At 32.1% G+C, this 18,836-nt stretch carries 12 protein-coding genes; 4 read left to right on the forward strand and 8 right to left on the reverse strand.

The window, feature by feature from the left end; genetic code table 11:
* Window positions 1-7: 7 nt before the first annotated feature.
* From HALO113_RS07360 to HALO113_RS07390, 7 genes are all read right to left on the reverse strand, one after another.
* Window positions 8-1,933 carry a fibronectin type III domain-containing protein gene (locus HALO113_RS07360; RefSeq protein ID WP_159778404.1) on the reverse strand — a complete coding sequence of 642 codons (1,926 nt, stop codon included), beginning with the start codon at window positions 1,931-1,933 and terminating at the stop codon, window positions 8-10.
* Window positions 1,934-1,943: 10 nt separating this feature from the next.
* Entirely contained in the window at window positions 1,944-6,488 is a 4,545-nt protein-coding gene (locus HALO113_RS07365; RefSeq protein ID WP_159778405.1) for a hypothetical protein, read from the reverse strand.
* A gap of 92 nt (window positions 6,489-6,580) precedes the next feature.
* The gene (locus tag HALO113_RS07370; RefSeq protein WP_159778406.1) at window positions 6,581-8,254 is read right to left on the reverse strand and encodes a hypothetical protein; all 1,674 of its coding nucleotides are present in this window, start codon (window positions 8,252-8,254) and stop codon (window positions 6,581-6,583) included.
* Window positions 8,255-8,578: 324 nt separating this feature from the next.
* Window positions 8,579-8,896 carry a thioredoxin gene (trxA, locus tag HALO113_RS07375; protein ID WP_159778407.1) on the reverse strand — a complete coding sequence of 106 codons (318 nt, stop codon included), beginning with the start codon at window positions 8,894-8,896 and terminating at the stop codon, window positions 8,579-8,581.
* Window positions 8,897-9,034: 138 nt separating this feature from the next.
* Window positions 9,035-9,619, reverse strand: coding sequence for a peroxiredoxin-like family protein (locus tag HALO113_RS07380; RefSeq protein WP_159778408.1), 585 nt, complete (start codon window positions 9,617-9,619; stop codon window positions 9,035-9,037).
* A gap of 69 nt (window positions 9,620-9,688) precedes the next feature.
* On the reverse strand, window positions 9,689-14,209 hold the full coding sequence (gene dnaE, locus HALO113_RS07385; protein WP_159778409.1) for a DNA polymerase III subunit alpha: 4,521 nt from the start codon (window positions 14,207-14,209) through the stop codon (window positions 9,689-9,691).
* 173 nt (window positions 14,210-14,382) lie between these two features.
* Window positions 14,383-15,069, reverse strand: coding sequence for a DUF6252 family protein (locus HALO113_RS07390; protein WP_159778410.1), 687 nt, complete (start codon window positions 15,067-15,069; stop codon window positions 14,383-14,385).
* Window positions 15,070-15,238: 169 nt separating this feature from the next.
* Between HALO113_RS07390 and HALO113_RS07395 the strand changes: the two genes are divergently transcribed.
* Genes HALO113_RS07395 through HALO113_RS07410 form a run of 4 tightly spaced genes read left to right on the forward strand, consistent with a single transcriptional unit; the run spans window position 15,239 to window position 17,493 of the window.
* Window positions 15,239-15,781 carry a 30S ribosomal protein S16 gene (locus HALO113_RS07395; protein ID WP_159778411.1) on the forward strand — a complete coding sequence of 181 codons (543 nt, stop codon included), beginning with the start codon at window positions 15,239-15,241 and terminating at the stop codon, window positions 15,779-15,781.
* A gap of 15 nt (window positions 15,782-15,796) precedes the next feature.
* Entirely contained in the window at window positions 15,797-16,324 is a 528-nt protein-coding gene (gene rimM / locus HALO113_RS07400) for a ribosome maturation factor RimM (protein WP_159778412.1), read from the forward strand.
* Window positions 16,325-16,358: 34 nt separating this feature from the next.
* Window positions 16,359-16,706 carry a four helix bundle protein gene (locus HALO113_RS07405; protein ID WP_159778413.1) on the forward strand — a complete coding sequence of 116 codons (348 nt, stop codon included), beginning with the start codon at window positions 16,359-16,361 and terminating at the stop codon, window positions 16,704-16,706.
* Window positions 16,707-16,761: 55 nt separating this feature from the next.
* Window positions 16,762-17,493: a tRNA1(Val) (adenine(37)-N6)-methyltransferase gene (locus HALO113_RS07410; protein ID WP_159778414.1), complete on the forward strand. Its 732-nt coding sequence runs from the start codon at window positions 16,762-16,764 to the stop codon at window positions 17,491-17,493.
* 1 nt (window position 17,494) lies between these two features.
* Here the strand turns inward: HALO113_RS07410 and dgt are convergent, their stop codons facing one another.
* Window positions 17,495-18,835 (reverse strand): dGTP triphosphohydrolase, encoded by a 1,341-nt coding sequence (gene dgt, locus HALO113_RS07415; protein ID WP_159779578.1) that lies wholly within the window; start codon window positions 18,833-18,835, stop codon window positions 17,495-17,497.
* Window position 18,836 lies beyond the last annotated feature (1 nt).

An 18,836-nucleotide genomic window follows, 5' to 3' on the forward strand; every position in this document is an offset into this window, starting at 1 on the left:
ATACTAATTAATAAACATTATTAATACTCCTCTTTTCCGATCTAATCCTTGAATTATCATTAAGAATAACTTCTACAAAATATTCATAAATAGTATTTTCTTCGGTATTTAAATCTAAAAATTCATTCTCAACAAAATGAGATGGTATTATAGAAAAACCTCCTTGCCCTATTTTTTTAAACAACATCACTTCACTAACCTCATCTAATTTAATACCTAACAACTTTATAAGTACTTTTTTTGATCTTATCTCTTGATTTAATTGGACAGACAAATCTCTTTCTAAATCGCCTGTTACAATAGCTATTTTGTTTGATGCATTAGATCTTAATTGTGAAGAATCTACTGCTTTTACATAATATGCAATTATACCATTATAGTTAATCTCATCAATAAAAGAATTTTGTGATATCAAATCTCTAGAGATTTTTTCTTCTTTTTCTTCAATTATTCGATATACTTCATAGCCTTGAATAGCGTCATCTAATACAGGATTCCAATTTAAAATTACCTGATTTTTTTCTGTCTTTATATCACTTAAAAAAGGAGCAACTGGAGGAATAACATCTGGTAATTGAACCCAAATTACCGCTTTTTCACTCTGATTAAATGATCTGTCAACTGCTACCACTTTATAAATAAATTTAGTTCCCGCTTTTTCATTAAAAGTATCTACAAATAAGGTTTTAACTTGTGGCTCTACATTAAGTAATGTCATATTATTTTCATCATCATCAATTAAACCACGATAAATGCGATAACCTGCTAAGTCTTTTTCTGGATTTGGTCTCCAACTTAATGTTATTTTGCCTACTTCTGATTGTGCCACTAGATCTACAGGTTGTAAAGGTGCTTGCGTATCAGGCACAAAAACACTAACAGGATTAGACATATTTCCATTACCGTTTTTATCAATTGCTTCGATTTTAAATTGATATGTATTTACTAAATCGGTTGCCACCTTTTCAATATATTTGCTTTCTGAAGAGGTTAAGGGTTGAGAAGTAATTTTTTCAAATGATTTTCCATTATCAATACTTTTATGAATATAATACCCTGCTACATCTTCCTCTGTAGATAATTTCCAAGTTAAAATAATTTCATTACCATTTCTACTCCCTTTGAAACCTTCTATTTTCTTAGGTGGTGTTTTATCATTAATATTTATATCAACTTTTGAAGAAGGATTTGATTCTGTATTCAAAAAAGTAATCCCTTTTACAATGTAGCTATAATTCCCAGCAAGAACATCATTATCAACATATTTCACGTGAATTATTTTTCCCTGTTCTGCATTAGGTAAAATAGGTTCATTATTTACTTTAACATTATTTCTATATAAATTATAGCCTATATAATTTTCATTAGCTTCCCAAGATAAACCCACATTTTGATTTACTTGTTTTGCACTCAATTTCTCTGGAGCTATACCTAATTCGCCAACTTTTAGATTGGTAATAATAGATAATTCTTTTTGAGAATTTGCATCTACTAATTTATAGGAATAAACTTTATTATTTTGAACAGTACTATCTTCAAAATAAATACCTCTGTGTTTAGCCAAATCATTACTAAAGATTGAATTAACGGCTAAGTTGTAATTCGCAAATGCTTGTTTATTTGGATCCTTTTCATTCTTAGAATAATGCTTAATATATATTTTATAGGCTTCATCATTTGGAAAATTATTTTTTGAGGTATCTAACTCATTTTCAGCAATAATTACTGAAGGAACAATTGGTGAAAGGTTTAATTTTTTCCAATTCCCCTTTTCTTGCCTAAAAATATCAAAAGCTGTTTCTTTTACTATTTTTTTGGACATCCATTTCAATTCTACTTTATTATTTCCAGAAGCTGCAAAAAGTTGGTATTCTTGTGCGCGCACTGAAAATGAACATACGAAAACAACGACGTATATATATAACTTTCTCATCTTAATTATTTTAAACCCAAATACTAAAACCATCATTTGAAGACCATCTTGCATGCAAAGTAAAATCGGGAATCCATCGACTCACATCGCAACTCACACTTCCTTCAAAAACTACAGGATTAGGCATTGTTGCTGTTAGCTCTGCACCTACACCACAACTACCGCTTACACAGCCTTCATACAAATAGGTATCCACACAGCCTTTACCATACGCTCTTCCAGAGAACGAAGCTTTACCTGTAGCTTGAAAAGGTGAGAATTGTACAGTTAACTCAGCAGAAAGGTTTGTAACCAATTTACCTTGTGCGGATGCGACTTTTAAATCTAGACCTTTCCATCCAGAGTCGTAATGCTCTTTCACTCCTATATCTAGTTTATTCTTATCTATACCAAACCAAACTCCCATTTTTAGGCCACTTCCACACATTACTTCAGCCTCAATAGGGTTTTCTTCTGTACCCATTTTTACAAAAAATTTATCCGCCCCAAAATGGAAAAATATGGAGTCTTCATTTGCTTGACCTTCATTTAAACAGACTATATCTTTAACCTTACCCCATATTTGCCCCTTACCATCAATACATTTGTTCACCCAATTTAAAGATCCATTAAATCTAGCTTGAAGCATCCCACTTGCATTAGAATTTTCGTTAATGGCATCTGCTTTAATATAATAATCAATTCCTTTAATGCTCGATCCATTTAATTCGGTTACAATTTGCGCATGCCCATGCAATGTTCTTCCATTATCATAAGCTGTTCTTACAAAAGCTTCAGCTACAATTCCAATCGAAATTTTATTGTCTGGATTTAAATCTGTAATATTCCCTAAATTATCATACGTTGGTTGCATATGATAATATGCTTTTCCTCCAAAGCCATGAGCCTCAATTATACCAGGCACAATAGGAATTATTACAAAATCCTTTTGTTTGAATTCGAAAAACCAATAGGTATAATCATTTTTATTTTCTGTTTTTTTACCTAAAATCAATTTTGTTTCTAATTGTTTGGCTACAGGTTGTTTGGCTTCATAATTCCCTTCTAATATAAAATAATCACCCCATTTTTCATCATGTGCTATTTTAAATCCCCCACCAAATTTTTGTGCTCCATCTTCATAAGCACCACTAATACCTTTTCCGTCATCTGAAATAGTAATATTATTTTCAAAAGGATTTGTATAATGTTCCGTTTCATAATACGGTCCTCCTTTTGTTTTATTTAATTGGTATGCCACATTATTTTTCTTACTTAAAATTTCTACATCATAAAAATCCCCAACAGATTTTTCAGGATTAGGAGCTATTCCTTTGTATTTAAAACCCATTTCCTTTTTAGAATGTATTTCAATTTCTGGACCTAAGTTAACTTCGCCAACAAATAAGAAATCCGCATCCGTTTTTGTTCCTCCTCTTTTTATTTTCATTCTATCCACCCCAAAGTGAAACTTATAGTAAGTAGCAAATTTTTTAGTTCCTTCACATACTGATTCTGAATTGAGAGAAAAGTTAGTATTATATGAGACACTCCCTTCAGGATTAATAAAAAGTTCACACATTGACATATTCTGGGCTTCAAAGCCCTTGTTTTTAGCATCTTTAATAGTTAAACTTGGATAAACTACAATAGAATTATTTTCAAATCTTCCTGAAGATATTGTAAAGTAAGCCATACTTCCTGATTGATTTTTAGACAAATAATATTTCTTATTGTAGTCAAATATTAGATAGGCTTCTTGTAATTTATTTTCATCGATTGATAAATTTATAAGAGACCAATCATTTAAAAAAGGAACATAGATTTGCCCTTTAACATTTAATAAAACTAACTTATTATATTTAATTAGAAAATCACTTTTGTCTAGTTTTGTCGTAAACCCAGCAATATTAGTATTCGATTTTACTAAATTTTCTCCTTTTTTGTTATTTGTATATCCTTTGCCATTATTATAAATGTTGTCAAAACTTAAATTAATTGTAGAAGGTTTCGTTTCACCTGTCTTCATAGGCAATTTAACCTCAACTAAAAATTTATCTAAATTTAATCCATAGGGATAATTTTTGAATTTATCTCTTATAACACCTTCTGGAGATAAATGAACATACATCTCTTTTATATCAGCATATACAGATTTATCTTTATTAATTTGCCAATGTAATGGGGTTTCTAATTTATACGAGAAATTCAAATTAGCCATTTCCTTGAAAGGAATTTCTAAGCTAGTTAGAGATAATGAGGTTCCATCTGTTTCTATCTTTACAGAAGCATTTTTTGAACTTGCTTTTGGAACAATAATCTTCCCGCTTAAACTAGATTTAACCTCTAACCCTTTTATAATAGCAACCACTCCGTTTGAATCAAAATTTACATCAATACCATTATTTAATAAATTGGTCATCTTTGTAGTGGCATAATTTATGCTTCCATCTATTTTATTACTAAAAGATAAATTAACAGTTTGTTCTAAAGCTGTTTCAAAAACATATTGTTCGTCTCTACTTGAAGAACCCGATTTCCAAATAAAAAAATTTGTCTTCCATTTTGATTTTACTTTAGCTACATTCTTTCCTAAATTTTCATCTACTATAAAAACACCATTATTACCTCCTTCTTTACCTTGTAAATCTGCGTTAAAAGTGATTTGTGAGAATTCAATTTCAAAACTACCTTCACTTTCTTTATTAGTAGAAAGGTTTAGAATATTTTTTTTGTATGGAAATGCGTTATCCGCTGGCATATCTATGGTTCCTTTAACAGCAGCATATATATAGGTTTTTGTTTTAGGGCGATATAAAATAGGTCTAATCTTTAAATCCTTAAACCAAACAGATATTGTGGGCCCGTTTTCCCAAAGCAAAACTTTTCCTTGTCCAGAATAAGAATCAGGATTTTTATCATTAATTTTAGTTATTTCAATAGTATAATCATTAAACTGCAATGTTTTTAAATTTGCTAAATCTGATTTATCTTTAACAAAATCAATATAACTTGGCAAACTACTATCTACTATTTTTCCTTTATTAAGTCCTATAACTCTCCATGCTTTTATGCTTTCATCTTGATCTACTTGTGTTTTCATCGTAAAAGATGTTTCTTTAAATGGACCTATCCCGTAGATACCTTTGTTTGAAAAAAGATTTTCATTCAATTCACTTTTATTAGTAATATCTGTAGATTGTAATATATATTCCTCTACAGATTTATTTTTTGATGCTGTCCAAGTATAATTTACTGTAACACCTCCATCTATTTTTTCTCCTTGAGTAGGTGTTAAAATTTTGATACGATCTTTATCTTGCATTTCGCTAATTTCAAACATTCCTAAATTGCTCTTATCAACTATTGAGTTGTTTTTATCTACAGCAATCACTCTCCAAGCGTATTTCCCTTTTTGATTTATTATGGCTATGGGCAAAAAGGCTTTTTTATTTTTACCCGCATTTATTTTGTAATAATTATAATTATCAATAAATAAAGATTCTGAAACATCAGACCATTGTTGAATATCTTTTTTTTCATGGACTGAACTCGTGTATTGTACAACATATTCATTTACTACATCCTTTTTAGATGCTTCCCAAGAAAACTCTAATTCAACACCATTAGAGATTTTTTCTTTATTACTAGGATTAATCAAAACAATGGTGTTTTGATTTTGTAATGAGGGAAGTTGGGATAAATTTTTAGATTCATACACAAAGCTACAAACCTCACTATTTCCATTATTTTGAAGATTCAAAGGTACTCCTGCTCTTACTCCAGAAGCTGGAGGCAAAACTGTTACTCTCCACGCGTATTTTTTTCCGTTTTTAAGAAGGGGTTGTGAAGGTCCGTAAACCAATGAAAATGAATGAGTAATAGTTTCAAAAAATGCAGGTGTAGTAGCACTATTCATTGCTTCATTAGGATTACGAGTAGAAGGAACTAATTCAACAATTTTTAATTTATATTGACTTCCTGCAGGAGCTCCTTGTGGAGGCAACCATGAAAAAACTATATTTTGAATAGGTCCAGATTGGAGGGTTTCATTACAAATAGGTGAAATTAATTGAGGTGGAGTTAGTTGCTCTATAGAAAATGAATTACTACAACCTAAGGGTTCAGGATCACTCAATGGATTACCTGTGTTATAATCTAGTACTTGTACACATAGAGTGTAATTTCCTTCTGGTATGCCAGAACCCCGAAATAAAGCATTCTTATTTATACCCGATACAATAGATGAATTAAAATCGAGATAATTTTTTAAATCAATTCCTGTAATCATTTTTTGCTGATACGCATTTAACACAAGAGGAGATGCAGGTCTATAATTATCTGAAGTCGCAATAGTAATACCATTATCACCTGTTATTGATGCTTTTAATTTTACATTTGCATTAGTATAAGACAATAAACTTATTACTACTTTATTTGAAGTATTCAAATAATCTTGAAGATAAGTAGAATAAGGAGGAAGCACTTGTACTGTTACATTAACAGTAGGTGCTGTTTGCGCAAAAAGATGCTGTAAACTCCAAAAGGCGATAAGTAATAAATATTTTTTTTTCATCAGTATAAATATTTAAGTAAGAAAGTAATGATGCTTATAAAATCATTTCTAATAATTAACTATTTGTGATATTCTTTTTCAATTAGATAATTTTAGAACGTGTAGGTATAACCTAAATCAATATTAAATTCTCTAAAAGAGCTATTATTTATATTTTTAGATTGATTATCTAAAAACATTCCCATGAGTGCAAGACCATGATGATCGTTTATTTTATAATTACTCTGCAATGAAAAATTAAAAATATTGGCAAATTCTTCTTTGTTTAGTAATTGTTTGGTTGCATTTCCAGTAAAACTCGTTGTTAATTGATTATTTAAAAAGGGTTTAGATACATTTATTCCTATACCATTTAATCTATTATTATTTGCTTCAGAATCAAAATGAGACAGGATATAATTTATTCCAAATGTAAGTCCTGACTTATTAAAAATTATATTACTATTATGATTTATATTATATATTTCGTAATCGGTCAAAATTGCAGTATTGGGATTTCTATCAGTCATCCATTGCTTATTAAGCAGAATAGTATGAAAGTGTGTGAACTTTTCTTTAACAAAAGTAAATCTTGGCAATGCCACTATATTCTGAGAGACGAATGATTGTTGTGTAGCTTGGTTGGGAATTTTTAATCCTTTTCCCTGTTCTCCAGAAAAATTTGCGTACAAGAGATTGAATCCAAAAAATTTGTTTAAATTCCAATCCAATCCTATATTTCCTATAAACCTTTTTGTTGTATATGCTTTCTTATTTAATAAATTATCTGTTTGTTGTCCAGCACTTGCATTAATTTTAAGTTTTTTATTTAAAAAATAAGCAGAAGGTTCTAAAGTTATATTTTGTATATCCGTTTGAAAATAGTAAGAACCCATACTTTGAAAATCTGGCTCAACTCTTCTGTATTTTGCTTTTATTTTATAATTATTTTCTTCATATCTTATTTCTGATTGATAAGCATTATACCATTGAGAAGAAGAATTGGCATTTATTAATGAAGTAAATTTTTGTAATGGAGAATCTTCATCTAATTCTTGAGCGTTTATATCTCTTGTAAAAATACTTGAGGCAACATCAACATCCCAAAAAAGATGATTAGTTAACTTCAATTTTGAAGAAATACCTGCTACAATATTTTCACTCGGTAAAACTTGTGTTAAAGTAGGAATTGTTTGTAAAGAATTTTGATCATCCTTCCCTTTCAAATAAATAAAATCCACATGACTTGTTTCTGTTCCATAACCTAGTCGCATTGCATATCCTATACGTTTAAATGTGGGCATAATGGCTTCCGGAGAAGTTAAATCTTCTTCCACGGCTCTGTTCAATCTACCATACAATAAACCAAAACGAAATTTATCCGGATTGAGTTCTACTCCACCACCCATTACCGTTTGTCCAGACCAAGTAAAAGGCGACCATGACAAGTTAGAATAACCCAAATGCAATTTAGCCCATTTATAAGATGGAGATAAAGCAAATTGATTGAAAGGTTGTCTAAATGTCCTTTCTTGTTCGCTTACTGTAAAAGAAAAAGGAATTTCAACTCCGTATAATTTCAAAACTGGACTACCTGTTAAATACCATGAAAAATCTTTTCTTCTTGGATCTATTCCATTCACATTATAGTACGATCCATAAGTTGAAAACGAGCCTATAATTTCAACAGCTTTTTGTTTCGATATATTTTCTATTTCTTGTGAAAAACAATTTTCAAACAATACAAGAATAAAAAATAATATTATTAACCATTTATTCCATTTCATAATTTGTTTGCTATTTTATAAAAAACCACAAGATGTTTATAAAAAGATGAAATGAATTTTATTTATAAAACCGCATTTATCAACTAACTAAAAACAAAGTGCATCGATTTTTTAGTCAAAAATGCTTCATATGTTTGATGAAAAAAAGCACGGATATACTAACGACTTTAAAAATAGACAAACAACATATTCTTAAGAAAATGGAAATTATATCTTTATCAAATGATTATAAAATAGTATGTAAACAAGAGTTTGAAAGAAAACTCAAAAAAAGTCAAAAAAAAAGTCTAGCTTTCACTAGACTTTTTTTTCATTGTAAATCAATTATAATAACTTATCAATTAAGTCAGTATAAGTTTTTTTAGGAGCTACTCCTACTTGTCTGTCAGTAACTTCTCCATTTTGGAATATTAAAACAGTTGGAATGTTTCTAACACCATATTTAGCTGCGAATTCTTGATTTGCGTCTACATCCACTTTTCCAACTACTGCTTTTCCTTCATACTCAGTAGCTACCTCATCGATAACTGGTCCAACCATTCTACATGGTCCACACCAAGCTGCCCAAAAATCTACTACTACTGGTTTATCTGATTTTAATACTACTTCTTCAAAAGTTGCATCTGTAATTGCTAATGCCATTTCTTTCTTTTTTTATATTTAAAAATTGCTTTACCTAACTTTGAGTTTGTTTGAACTCGATTACAAATTTAGAAATAAAAATTCCAATTTTTCTAATTTAATATAAATTTTGCCTATAGCTCAATTTAAAAACTGAATTTATAAATTCTTTAACACATTTACTAATACGTTACCGCTTAATCGTTTGGAATAATCAGGATTAATATATAAGAATTCAATTTCTTGATTCTCATTTAAAACATAAACCGTTGGTACGGGTAACCAATTCGTATTTTTATTCTCGGAATATTTTCCTAACATCTTACTGTACTTTTCTGGAGCTGCAAAAGCAATCCCTAAAGCTTTTGAAAAATCTCCCTGACTATCCGAAAATAACTGATAATTCAATTTGTCTTTTTCTGTTGTTTCTTTTAAAAAAGAAGGGGCATCTGGACTTACTGCTATAATTTGGTAACCCAAACTCAAAATATCTTTTTCTATTTCTTGCATATCGGCCAATTGCGCATTGCAATAAGGACACCAACCACCTCTATATATAATTAAAACTGTATTTTTTGTAAAAATTGAACTAGTTGACACTTTTTTACTATTACTGTCTTGAAGATCCACATTTGGAATTTTTTCACCTATTAACAGAGGAGAAATATTTTCAGGCTTATCGGCTATTTGTGCTTGTAAAGAAACCATTAAACTAAACACGATAATTGTAACTACTTTTTTCATTTTATTATTTTGTAAATTCTAATACAAAAGTATTTCATCTATCGTTTTTGGTTTGTCATCTAGCTAACATTAATTGAGTTTAAAATTAATTTGCATGCTTTCCAGTTCCTGTAAGAGTTCGTTAGAAATTTTAACTTTCATTTTCCTACTCGGCATACTCAACTTCGTTACCACTTTTATTTCTTCTACCTCTTTAATTGTAGGAGCAATTGCAACTGACTCTAATGCTTCTTCCGAATCTGTATCATCACTCACATCTATAGTTTCGTCTTCAACCGTTTCGATAATTTGTTTCTTTATTTTTTCCAACTCCATAACTTCAATAGTAACGGTGTTCTCGCCTTTTTCTTTGGTAAACAAATCATATAAAGATTGAATTAAGCTTTCACTTAAATCGGTAATACTAAATTGTAAAATCAGTTTTTTTGCAAAAGTCGTCAACACATCTTGCAACATTTTTACTTCTATAAATTGTAATCGTGGATCTCCTTTTTTCCCTTCAGCGTTTACCCAACCTTCTTTTACTACCAATTTAATAAAGGTAAAATTGTTTTGAATTAAAAAGTGCCTAAACTTTAAATATTCTTCTCCAAAAATTCTAAATTCGTAGGTTTCATCATAACCTTCCAAAGTAAACATACCCCAACCTTTTCCATTTTTTGCCACACGGTGTTCTACTCTGGTAATGATTCCACCAATACTAATATTTTTACCAACGAAATTATTTAAATCTTTCAGCTCTTCTAACTTCGCATTACAGAAATATTTCATCTCATATTTATAATCATCCAAAGGGTGACCCGAAATATAAATCCCAACTACTTCTTTTTCTTTGGCCAATTTTTCCATGGTATTCCATTCTTCACAAGGTGGAACAACCGGTTCAGCTATTTGTACTTCGGAAGCATCACCAAACAAACTGACTTGAGAAGAATTCTCATTTTCTTGAAACTTAGAACCATATCGCATCGCTTTTTCCAAGAAAGTAATATGATCGCCTTCCTCATGAAAATATTGCGCTCTATGTGTATCTGAAAAACAATCAAAACCACCTGCTAAAGCTAAATTTTCAAATGCTTTTTTATTGGCTGCACGCAAATCGATTCGTTTAGCTAAATCAAAAATAGATTTGTATTTGCCCTCTTTTCTACTTTCAACAATCGTATTTACAGCTCCTTCACCCACACCTTTAATGGCTCCCATTCCAAAGCGAATGGCATAGTCTTCATTTACGGTAAATTTATAATAGGATTCATTCACATCTGGACCTAAAACGGCTAATCCCATACGTTTACACTCTTCCATAAAGAAAGAAACCTGCTTAATATCATTCATATTATTAGAAAGCACGGCTGCCATATATTCCGCTGGATAATGTGCTTTTAAATAAGCGGTTTGATAGGCTACCCAAGCATAACAAGTAGAGTGTGATTTATTGAAGGCATAACTTGCAAAGGCTTCCCAGTCTTTCCATATTTTTTCTAAAACAGTAGCATTATGTCCTTTTGCTGCCGCTTGCTCTACAAACTTAGGCTTCATTTTGTCCAAAACATCTTTCTGCTTTTTCCCCATTGCCTTACGCAAGACATCGGCTTCACCTTTTGTAAAACCCGCTAAAGATTGAGACAAAAGCATTACCTGTTCCTGATATACCGTAATTCCGTAGGTTTCACCTAAATATTCTTCACAGGCATCTAAATCATATACAATAGGTTCTTCTCCATTTTTTCTTCTTACGAATGAAGGAATGTATTCCAAAGGACCTGGACGATACAACGCATTCATGGCAATTAAGTCACCAAAAACGGTTGGTTTCAAATCCTTCATGTACTTTTGCATTCCCGGTGACTCATATTGGAAGATTCCAACCGTTTCCCCTCTTTGGAATAACTCATAGGTTTTTGGATCGTCTATAGGAAATTCGTCTGGATTCAATTGAATTCCCGTTCGATATTTAACTAATTTAACGGTATCTTTTATTAAGGTTAGGGTCTTCAGACCCAAGAAGTCCATTTTTAATAATCCAGCGCTTTCAGCAACCGAGTTATCAAATTGGGTGACATATAAATCAGAATCTTTAGCCGTTGTTACCGGAACATAATTGGTAATATCAGAAGGTGTAATAATTACCCCACACGCATGAATTCCGGTATTACGCATCGAACCTTCTAATATTTTTGCTTGCTGAATCGTTTCACCAGCTAAATCACCTTCGTTTGCGATGGCAATTAATTCTTTAACTCGATCAAACTCATCCGAACGTAAGGCTTTTTTAACCTCTTCTTCTTTTTCAGAAATGAATCGGGCTAAATTCCATTTGGAAGGCATCATTCCTGGAATTAATTTGGCAATTCGATCGGCTTCAAACAAAGGTAAATCCAGCACACGAGCCGTATCTCGAATAGCTGATTTTGTTGCCATTTTACCATACGTGATAATTTGCGCTACCTGATTGGCTCCGTATTTTTTAATTACGTAATCCATCACACGTCCACGTCCTTCATCATCAAAATCAATATCAATATCGGGCATGGATACACGATCTGGGTTTAAGAAACGCTCAAAAAGTAAATCGTATTTAATAGGATCTATATTTGTAATTCCTAAACAGTATGCTACCGCAGAACCCGCAGCCGAACCACGACCTGGACCTACAGAAACATCCATTTTTCTAGCTTCAGCAATAAAATCTTGTACAATTAAGAAATAGCCTGGATACCCTGAATTCGAAATCGTTAACAATTCAAAATCCAAACGTTCTTGAATATCTGGAGTGATTTCAGTGTACCTGCGTTTGGCACCTTCCATAGTAAGATGTCTTAAATACGCATTTTCACCTCGAACACCACCATCTTCTGCATCGGCAGGATCGACAAATTCATCTGGAATATCGTATTTTGGTAGTAATACATCGCGATAAAGTGAGTAAATTTCGACCTTGTCAATTATTTCTTGGATGTTTATAATGGCTTCTGGTAAATCGGTAAAAAGTTTTTTCATTTCTTCTTCCGACTTAAAATAATATTCTTGATTGGGTAAACCGTAGCGATATCCTCTTCCTCTACCAATAGGCGTTGCTTGTTTTTCTCCATCCTTCACACACAATAAAATATCATGTGCATTAGCATCTTCTTTGTTTAGATAGAATGTATTATTGGTTGCAACCAATTTTACTTGGTGCTTTTGAGCCAATTCAATTAAGGTTTTATTTACCCGATTTTCATCTTCTTGATTATGCCTCATGATTTCCAAATAGAAATCGGCTCCAAATTGATTTTTCCACCAAATCAAAGCTTCTTCGGCTTGGTTTTCACCAATATTTAAAATTTTACTAGGAATTTCTCCGTATAAATTCCCAGACAAAACCATGATATCTTCTTTGTATTTTTCAACAATTGTTTTGTCAATTCTAGGAACATAATAAAATCCATCTACATAAGCGATGGAAGCCATTTTAGCTAAATTATGATACCCTTTTTTATTTTTTGCTAATAAAACCACCTGATACCCATTGTCTTTTTTGGTTTTATCCAAATGATTGTCGCAAATATGAAATTCGCAACCTACAATGGGTTTTATTTCGGTATCGGTAGGTGCTTCACCAGCTTCAATTGCCGCTTCAATCTTTGCTTTTGCAGCTTTATTATGATTCATAACTGCACTCACAAAGTGAAAAGCGCCCATCATATTTCCAGTATCGGTCATCGCAACAGCCGGCATATTATTTTTAGCAGTTGCATTTACTAAAGCTGGGATTGCAATGGTCGATTGCAATACTGAAAATTGAGTATGATTGTGTAAGTGCGCGAACTTCGCTTTAGAAAAATCTTTTTTATCTTCTTCAGAAATAGTCGTTTGAACATTTTCTTGTTCAATTTTTTGCAGTTTTTTACGAATGGCGTCTGAAGCTGCTTTTAAATTGATGTGCTGTAATCCAATTAATTGAATTTTAGCCGGATTATTTTCTTTAAAACGTGTAAAATAATCGGGAGCAACGTCCAATTCTTCTTTTGTAAAGACCTCTCTTTTGATTAATTCTAAAAAACAACGCGTGGTTGCTTCCACATCGGCTGTAGCATTGTGCGCTTCTGCAAAAGGTTCTCCAAATAAATATTCATGTAATTCAGTCAAGGTAGGCAACTTAAATTTACCTCCTCTACCTCCTGGTAATTTTAGTAATTCGGCTGTAACTTCTGTACAAGTATCTAAAACAGGCATTTTTGCCATTTCGGAAACGACACCCATTCGATAAAATTCACAGCCCATAATATTGACATCAAAACCTACATTTTGACCCACAACAAACTTGGCTTTGGAAAGCGCTATATTGAATTTTTCCAATACTTCGCTCAAAGAGACCCCTTGTTCTTCTGCTAGTTCAGTAGAAATACCATGAATGCGTTCGGCATCATACGGAATATTAAACCCATCTGGCTTTACCAAATAATCTTGATGCTCGATAAGATTTCCCATAGCATCATGCAATTGCCACGCAATTTGTATACAACGAGGCCAGTTATCGGTGTCGGTTATGGGTGCAGCCCAACTTCTAGGCAATCCTGTGGTTTCCGTATCGAAGATTAAATACATAATAGATTTATTTCCAGATAATTATAGGGTAAAATTTCAAAAAATAAAAATTCCAAATTACAAAATTTGGTAGTGTTCAAAAATACAATTATTAAAAATGATGCACAATTTTAGTTGTTAACAAGAAAAAAACCATCTCAAATGAGATGGTTTTATAATTATTTTTAAATTTTTTAATTGATTGGTAATCGGTAAAATATACCTTCAGAAAAAGTAACTACTTGTCCGTCATCATCCACAGCATTTAACTTAAACGTACCTGTATAAGTACCATTTTCTACTTTTTGAATCACTACTTCTCCGTTACTTTGTTGTGTATTTAACACTCTAAAAGTAGCATTATTATTTCCTCCATCAACAGTTACTACATCGCCAGCTAGATAATTAGCTCCTCTTGCTTTAATAGTATCGGTCACAATAGCACCTAAATTGTTAACCGTAATTTTAAATACTAAACCGCTACCAGAACCGCCTGTTGTTAAAGCTGAAGTAGAAGCTGAATAAGCATTCCCAGAAGTTAATTTTCTTGTTAAAAAAGCTGGACCAGGAAAAGCTCCAGTATCAAAAATAGTTGTATTAGTTCCTGACTTTAAAGTATAAGTACCAAAATTAGCTTGATTTGTAGTCCCTAAAATATAGGTTCCAGGATTAGCGGCACTTGTTGTAAGCACTAATTTTTCATTCCCTCTTAAAGCTGTAATAATTAAACCTCCATTAGCTCCAATAGACAAGGACGTTTCTTGTGATTTCCAATTGGCATCATTAAATTTTGCTTGGAATGCAGGGTTGTTGATCTGCGTTTCATTTACACAAGAAGTCAATAATAAAACACAACCAAATAAAGCAACTATTTTTTTCATTTAATAACTTGTTTAGTACATAATTAGACAAAAATAATTTTTTTAATCTAAACAAAACACAAAATAGAGAAAAATATTTTTTCAAAACTTATACTATTGTAAAACAAAGTTTTGTACATTTGCACCCTTAAATAACCGAGGTCGGGTACCTCAAATTAATCAAAAGATTATGCCTGTAAAAATTAGATTACAAAGACATGGTAAAAAAGGAAAACCTTTTTACTGGATCGTAGCAGCAGACGCTCGTTCAAAAAGAGATGGTAAATTCTTAGACAAAATCGGAACTTACAATCCAAACACTAACCCAGCAACTATCGATTTAAATTTAGATAGCGCTGTACAATGGTTACACAACGGTGCTCAGCCAACTGATACTGCAAGAGCAATTTTATCTTACAAAGGTGCTTTATTAAAACACCATTTAGATGGAGGAGTTCGTAAAGGTGCTTTAACTCAAGAGCAAGCAGATGCTAAATTAGCTGCTTGGTTAGAAGAGAAAGCTGGAAAAGTTGATGCTAAGAAAGATGGTTTAAGCAAAGCACAAGCTGACGCTAAAGCGAAAGCATTAAAAGCTGAAAAAGAAGCTAACGAAAAACGTTTAGCTGCTCAAGCTGAGGCTGCAAAAACCGCAGAAGCTGAGGCTGCTACTGAAGAAGCTGCTGCTGAAGAAGCTCCAGCTGTTGAAGAAAACAACGAAGAAACAGAAGCTTAATTTTAATTCGTAATAATGCATAAAAAAGAATGCTTCTATTTAGGCAAAATTGCGAGAAAATTTAGTTTTAAAGGGGAAGTTCTAATCTATTTAGATACAGACGAACCTGAATTGTATGAAAATTTGGAATCAGTATTTGTGGAACTCAACAAATCACTGGTTCCTTTTTTTATTGAAAAAAGCGCCCTTCACAAAGACAAATTTTTACGCGTACGTTTTGAAGATATTGATTCTGAAGCTGCGGCTGATGAAATTATGAATTGTGAAGTGTATCTTCCGCTTTCGATGTTACCTAAATTAGAAGGAAATAAGTTTTATTATCATGAAATTGTAGGTTTTGAAGTTGAAGATGTTCGCTTAGGAACTATTGGCACAATGAAAGGAGTGAACGATAGTAATGCACAACCACTTTTTGAAATTCTAAATGGTGAAATCGAAATCTTGGTTCCCATGATTGATGACTTTATTGTAAAAATTGATAGAACCAATAAAAAAGTAATTCTCAACACTCCAGTGGGATTGGTTGACTTATATCTTTCATAAAATTTCAACATTAAAATTCCAAATTCCAACATCAATGAATAAACCATTTGATTTAGAGGAAAGAACTTTTTTATTTGCAAAGGATTGCAGATTATATATACAAAAACTACCAAAAACAATTTCCAATATTGAAGATGGCAAACAATTAATCCGATCTTCTGGTTCAGTAGGTGCAAATTACATTGAAGCAAATGAAAAATTAGGCAATAAGGATTTTCTATTTAGAGCTAAAATAGCTAGAAAGGAAGCAAAAGAATCAAAATATTGGATAAGTTTACTTCATGAAATGAATATTGAATTTCAAGAGGTTTCGAAAGCTTTGATAGAGGAATCAGAAGAATTGAGGAAAATTTTATCAACAATTATTTCAAAAAGTAACTAATTTATCTCACATCCCACATTTGGAATTTGGAATTTCTAATATTAGAATTTTAAAAATGTTTAAATTCAAACAATTCACAGTAAACCAAGATCGTTGTGCTATGAAAATTGGCACTGATGGTGTTTTATTAGGTGCTTGGACACCCTTGATTAACAATCCTTACAATATTCTTGATATCGGTGCTGGAACAGGTATTGTAACACTCATGCTTGCTCAAAGAAGCAATGCGGAACAGATTGATGCTATAGAAATTGATGATGATGCTTTTGAACAAGCGGTAGAAAATTTTGAAGCCTCACCATGGAACGACCGTTTATTTTGCTTTCATGCAGGACTTGATGAATTTATGGAAGAGCCTGAAGACGACTCGAGCGAAAGCGAACTGGTGCAACAATATGATTTAATCGTTTCCAATCCTCCTTTTTTCACTGAAAATTACAAATCTGAAAACAAACAACGAGATGTAGCTCGCTTCGAAGACGCCTTACCTTTTGAAGATTTAGTAGAAGCGGCTGATTTATTACTTTCAGAAAACGGGATATTTTCAGTAATTCTTCCGTTCAAAGAAGAAAATCGGTTTTTAGCTTTAGCAGCCTCTTTTGAATTGTATCCTTTACAAATTACTCGTGTAAAAGGCACTCCAACTACGGAAATAAAAAGAAGTTTACTGGCTTTTTCAAGAATCCAACAAAATCCTTTAATTGACGAATTAATTATTGAAATTTCTCGTCATGAATACACTCCTGAGTACATCAAGCTCACTCAAGACTTTTATTTGAAGATGTAATTTAATTTGGATTTCCTTCAATGATATTATAGGTTTGAAGGGCTTTCCCATCGGTTAAAAGAGAAACAAAATGACAAATATGTAACAATTGATCATATACTTTTTCTTTAGGATGCAGAAAACGTTCGGGTAATAATTTTAACACAATCGTGTCATAATTGGATGCTTTACCTTCAATCGTATTATGATAAGCCGTACAAAATTTATCCAATAAGGTGTTGATAATTTTGTATCCAATAACCTCTTTTTGAACCACTTCACGACATTGGTACACATTTTTAACACTAATATTAATAATGTCTTTCATTTGAGCGATATACTGACTTTTGTCCATTAAAGAATAAGGAAAATCACCTTTTAAAATGGCTTCTTCATTTTCCATAAAGACTTTCACCGCATCATTGATTAAACTTCCAATTGCTAAGGCACGCAAGTAACTGATACGGTCTTCTTTTGTAGTCAACTGATGATATTTATTGGTATCGATGCCATTTTTAACCAATTTGATTAGGTATTCCAAAGCAAATTCTTCTTGAATTAAACCTAAATTGATACCGTCTTCAAAATCAATAATCGTGTAACAGATATCATCGGCTGCTTCTACCAAATAAGCCAAAGGATGACGTTCAAAGCCAATATCTTCTCCTGATTTATTAGGTATGAGTCCTAATTCTTGTGCAACATCTTTAAAAAAGGCTTTATCTTGTTGAAAAAAGCCGTATTTCTTATCGCATATTTTTGAAGTGGGTTTTTTGGGCAAACTTTCCTTTGGGTATTTCATAAAAGCACCTAAAGTAGCATAGGAAATACGCAACGAACCTTCAATACCTTCTCTAGAAGTAGCCAAAACCGAAAAACCATTCGCATTTCCTTCAAAATCGATTAAATCTTGCCATTCTTTATCGGTTAGTTGTGCTTTAAAACGCAAACCGTTTCCTGTTTTAAAATATTCTCCAATGGCTTTTTCTCCTGAATGTCCAAAAGGTGGATTGCCAATATCGTGTGCCAAAGCGGCAGCGGCTACAATGGCTCCAAAATCGTTCATTTGATACCCCAATTCTTTCAAATAGCTGTGTTTTTCTAACACTTGTTTCCCAACCAAACGACCTAAAGATCTTCCTACAACCGAAACCTCTAAACTATGGGTTAAACGATTGTGCACAAAATCGGTTTTAGAAAGTGGAATGACTTGGGTTTTATCTTGCAAACTTCTAAAAGCTGCAGAAAAAATTATCCGATCGTAATCGACTTCAAAACCCAAACGCGTATCGTCTTGGTCTTTTCGTAGTCGTTTTGCTGTATCGCCTTGTCTTTTTAATGAAAGTAATTGTTCCCAGTGCATC

Source organism: Flavobacterium sp. 9AF (assembly GCF_902506265.1).
Lineage (GTDB): Bacteria > Bacteroidota > Bacteroidia > Flavobacteriales > Flavobacteriaceae > Flavobacterium.

Coding starts and splice junctions, on each gene's coding strand:
- HALO113_RS07360 (WP_159778404.1), bottom strand. CDS start 1,933: ATGAGAAAGTTATATATATACGTCGTTGTTTTCGTATGTTCATTTTCA.
- HALO113_RS07365 (WP_159778405.1), bottom strand. CDS start 6,488: ATGAAAAAAAAATATTTATTACTTATCGCCTTTTGGAGTTTACAGCAT.
- HALO113_RS07370 (WP_159778406.1), bottom strand. CDS start 8,254: ATGAAATGGAATAAATGGTTAATAATATTATTTTTTATTCTTGTATTG.
- trxA (WP_159778407.1), bottom strand. CDS start 8,896: ATGGCATTAGCAATTACAGATGCAACTTTTGAAGAAGTAGTATTAAAA.
- HALO113_RS07380 (WP_159778408.1), bottom strand. CDS start 9,619: ATGAAAAAAGTAGTTACAATTATCGTGTTTAGTTTAATGGTTTCTTTA.
- dnaE (WP_159778409.1), bottom strand. CDS start 14,209: ATGTATTTAATCTTCGATACGGAAACCACAGGATTGCCTAGAAGTTGG.
- HALO113_RS07390 (WP_159778410.1), bottom strand. CDS start 15,069: ATGAAAAAAATAGTTGCTTTATTTGGTTGTGTTTTATTATTGACTTCT.
- HALO113_RS07395 (WP_159778411.1), top strand. CDS start 15,239: ATGCCTGTAAAAATTAGATTACAAAGACATGGTAAAAAAGGAAAACCT.
- rimM (WP_159778412.1), top strand. CDS start 15,797: ATGCATAAAAAAGAATGCTTCTATTTAGGCAAAATTGCGAGAAAATTT.
- HALO113_RS07405 (WP_159778413.1), top strand. CDS start 16,359: ATGAATAAACCATTTGATTTAGAGGAAAGAACTTTTTTATTTGCAAAG.
- HALO113_RS07410 (WP_159778414.1), top strand. CDS start 16,762: ATGTTTAAATTCAAACAATTCACAGTAAACCAAGATCGTTGTGCTATG.
- dgt (WP_159779578.1), bottom strand. CDS start 18,835: ATGCACTGGGAACAATTACTTTCATTAAAAAGACAAGGCGATACAGCA.